Source organism: Bacillus sp. JJ1127 (assembly GCF_036965845.1).
Classification (GTDB): Bacteria; Bacillota; Bacilli; order Bacillales; family Bacillaceae_G; genus Bacillus_A.
Genome location: NZ_JBALQK010000119.1, coordinates 9,703 through 13,014, shown reverse-complemented (window position 1 = coordinate 13,014; position 3,312 = coordinate 9,703). Strand labels below are relative to the sequence as shown.

General features: G+C 34.2%; 4 protein-coding genes and 2 pseudogenes. 1 reads left to right on the top strand and 5 read right to left on the bottom strand.

The window, feature by feature from the left end:
* Together V7183_RS12805 and V7183_RS12800 are read right to left on the bottom strand one after the other, a co-directional pair.
* Positions 1-667, bottom strand: a pseudogene (locus V7183_RS12805) (ABC transporter permease); the annotation flags it as partial.
* Positions 645-1,370 (bottom strand): ABC transporter ATP-binding protein, encoded by a 726-nt coding sequence (locus V7183_RS12800; protein ID WP_335359761.1) that lies wholly within the window; start codon positions 1,368-1,370, stop codon positions 645-647. The pseudogene V7183_RS12805 and the gene V7183_RS12800, both read right to left, overlap by 23 nt.
* A 179-nt stretch (positions 1,371-1,549) precedes the next feature.
* Here V7183_RS12800 and V7183_RS12795 point away from each other — a divergent pair, with 179 nt between their 5' ends.
* Positions 1,550-2,074, top strand: coding sequence for an HAD-IIIA family hydrolase (locus tag V7183_RS12795; protein ID WP_335359760.1), 525 nt, complete (start codon positions 1,550-1,552; stop codon positions 2,072-2,074).
* Between the two features lie 52 nt (positions 2,075-2,126).
* On the opposite strand, the gene V7183_RS12790 is transcribed toward V7183_RS12795, so the two are convergent.
* From V7183_RS12790 to V7183_RS12780, 3 genes and pseudogenes are all read right to left on the bottom strand, one after another.
* The gene (locus tag V7183_RS12790; RefSeq protein ID WP_097899050.1) at positions 2,127-2,567 is read right to left on the bottom strand and encodes a GNAT family N-acetyltransferase; all 441 of its coding nucleotides are present in this window, start codon (positions 2,565-2,567) and stop codon (positions 2,127-2,129) included.
* Positions 2,564-3,037, bottom strand: coding sequence for an SAM-dependent methyltransferase (locus V7183_RS12785; RefSeq protein WP_335359759.1), 474 nt, complete (start codon positions 3,035-3,037; stop codon positions 2,564-2,566). Before V7183_RS12785 ends, V7183_RS12790 begins: the two co-directional genes overlap by 4 nt.
* Positions 3,038-3,130: 93 nt before the next feature.
* Positions 3,131-3,223 (bottom strand): annotated as a pseudogene (locus V7183_RS12780) (aspartate racemase); the annotation flags it as partial.
* Positions 3,224-3,312 lie beyond the last annotated feature (89 nt).

Genomic DNA, 3,312 nt, shown 5'->3' with positions numbered 1-3,312 from the left:
AAAAGAAACGCTGATAATTCATTTTTTCCTTTATTAAAACTACACTAATTACAAGTAATACAATAATAAATGGTATTGAATAAGCTAGGTTTTTGAACCCTAAAAACACACCGCTTCCAACACAAATAAAACTAATGCAAAATAGTATGATTTTTACAATCCATAATACCCATCGCTTTCCTCCGCGTACATCAATATACCTTACTAATAGTGATAACATAAATCGAAAAACAGTAAAGGATACCCAACATGATACAACTTGTAAAATAGACGCATTCATGCTCTTAACAAATATAGGTAACACAACTAATGTCACAGCTATATTTGTTATAGCAATTCGAATACATGTATACAATATTCCGTATTTCATTAGTTTTTTCATATGTACTGGATGTTGAATTAAAAATAAACTATCTGCTTGTTCAAAAAACGAACGTGTTCCTCTCGAGTATGTAATAAAACAAAATGCAAACAAACCGAGTAAAAAATAAAGTGGTTCTTCCGCAGATAACTCTCTTTTCCATAAAGAGCGATAATAAATACCACTAAATATAATTGATGGAATAACAAAATATAACGCTACCGTCCAATCCGTTACAGAACGAATTGAGTTCCATTTTCTTTGCCATTCATGACGCAAGCGCTTATAAAATTGTTGTTTCATCATATTGTTCCCGCCTTACGATTGCATCAAAACAATCTAATAATGGACTACCTGGCATTTGTGCTAATGATTGGATCGCCTCTAAATGCCCATTCGCTACTAATGTACCTTGTGAAATAAGTAAAAATCGCTCACAAATTCTTTCCGCTGTATCAAGCACATGCGTGCAAAGTAAGATTCCTGCTCCACGCTCTTTTTCCTTATATAAAAAGTTCAAAAAGTCTCGTGTCGCTACTGGATCTAAACCGATAAAAGGTTCATCGATAATATAAAAATCCGGCTCGGTTAAAAACGCGAGAATGAGCATTGATTTTTGTTTCATACCTTTTGAAAACTTTGATAAGTATTCATGTTTATGCTTTTCCATTCGGAACGTATGTAATAATTCCCGTGCTCTTTCCTCCCAGCTCCCTACTTCACATCCACGTGCAGCCATTAATAATTCAATATGTTCCCATAATGTTAAATAATCATAATAAGTCGGATGTTCTGGCACATATGCATATGGATTGTTCTTTTCACCAAACGATACTTCACCATCCATATTTGCAAGTAAACCAAGCATTGATTTAATTGTCGTACTTTTCCCAGCACCATTTGCACCAATCAAGGCAACCAATTCACCTTTTTCAATTGAAAATGCTATATCATGGATTGTTTTTTTTCCTGTTTCATAACCCGCTGAGCGAATATTGACTTGTAACAAGTTGCTTCCCCTCTTTCAACTTACAATAAACTCCTGGGAAATTATAGCATACTCCCTTCTAAAATATCACTTTATACATCTATTTCAATGATTATCGATTTTAAAAGAAGGAAAAGCTATCATTTTACAGAATATTTAAAGTTTGAGGTTCTTAATTTATTACATATGGAGTTGGTTATATGACAAACATTCAAGCTATTTTTATCGACCGTGATGGAACAATCGGAGGAGACACCACTGTACATTATCCCGGTGAATTCACCTTATTCCCATTTACACAGGACTCCTTACTCGCATTAAAAAAACAAAATATAAAACTATTTTCCTTTACAAACCAACCTGGTATTGCCGATGGACAAGCAACCGCAGATGACTTTATTCAAGAATTAGAAGCATTCGGTTTTGATGATGTATACCTTTGTCCTCACAGACATGGAGATGGATGTAAATGCCGTAAACCAAGTACAGGCATGCTCTTACAAGCCGCAGAAAAATATGGGCTCGATTTAACCAAATGCATCGTCATTGGTGATCGTTGGACTGACATCGTTGCGGGTGCAAATGTTTATGCAACAACGATCTTAGTCCAAACAGGTGCTGGATACGACGCCCTGCATACCTATCGTGATAAATGGGCTCATATTGATCCAAGTTACATTGCCGCGAATTTTGAGGAAGCTGTAAAATGGATATTGAAGCAATAAAAAAAACCAGCATACGAATCTTGTATGCTGAGCTCTTAATATGTATTCATTTTCAAAAAGTTAACTCATAGTGAAAATAACGATTATCTCTCAAATATCCATTTTCAGCGTATAATCGCTGGGCTGAAATATTATCTATTTCTGTTTGTAATTTTAAACCCTTGGCACCATTTTCTAATGCAAAAGTTCTAGCCGCTTCTAACAATTTCTTTCCAGTACCTGCTCCGCGCTTGTTAGCTTGTACAAATAAATCATTTAAAATCCATAATTCCTTCATCGAAACAGATGAAAAAGAAGGGTATAATTGTGTAAATCCAAGATATTCTCCATCTTCAACAGCTACAAAAATGACAGATTCTTTTCGCTCTATACGATTACACAAAAATGCTTTCGCTTCTTCTACATTTGATTCTTGTCTATAAAATACACGATAATTATTAAATACATCTGCTAATCCATCTAAATCTGCAATTGTTGCTTCATATATTTTCATTTTACTCCGCTCCCTTTCCAATACTCTTTCATAATATTCGTTGCCCATTCGGGCTGTATAATTTCTTCATTCGGTACAAATTCTCTCATAACGGGCTTTATATCCAATATAGGAGTACCATCAATTGCATCTAATCCTTCAACTACAATTGATTTCCCTTCTCGTTTTACAACTTTCGCAATTGTTGCTCCTAATCGATTGGGACGATTTTTCCCACGCTGCGCAAAAATACCTACTTTCGGATATTCCTTATTATTTCGAGGATGTCTCGCTGCATATTGAATCTGTTCATCTGTCACTTTATGAAAATAAAAGATTACTTCAATATGCGAAAAACTCTCAATTCCTTGTATACTTTCTTCCGAAAAAGAGTCCGTTAATGCAATAGTCGATTGCACTTCTCCCCACTCGTCATCCTTTATCAACTTTCTTTCATTATATACAAAAGCAATTGGCTGAAGTGAAAACACTCATACCCCTCCTTTTTGTAACCACTTACATTATAAAATATTTTCTGAAAGTTTTCCATCTATATGACCATTAGTGTTTACATAATAAAATTATAGTTTTACTTTCACTGAATGTAATCCACTTAATCTCTTTTTTACTTCTTCATTTATAATTTGGTAGTACTCAGAAGAAGACTCCCAGCTCATTCCATCGATAAGACCAATCACTAAATCTTCCAACAATTTAATCGATATTTAACAACTATTTATTATATAAATCCACTTTAATTTTTCGA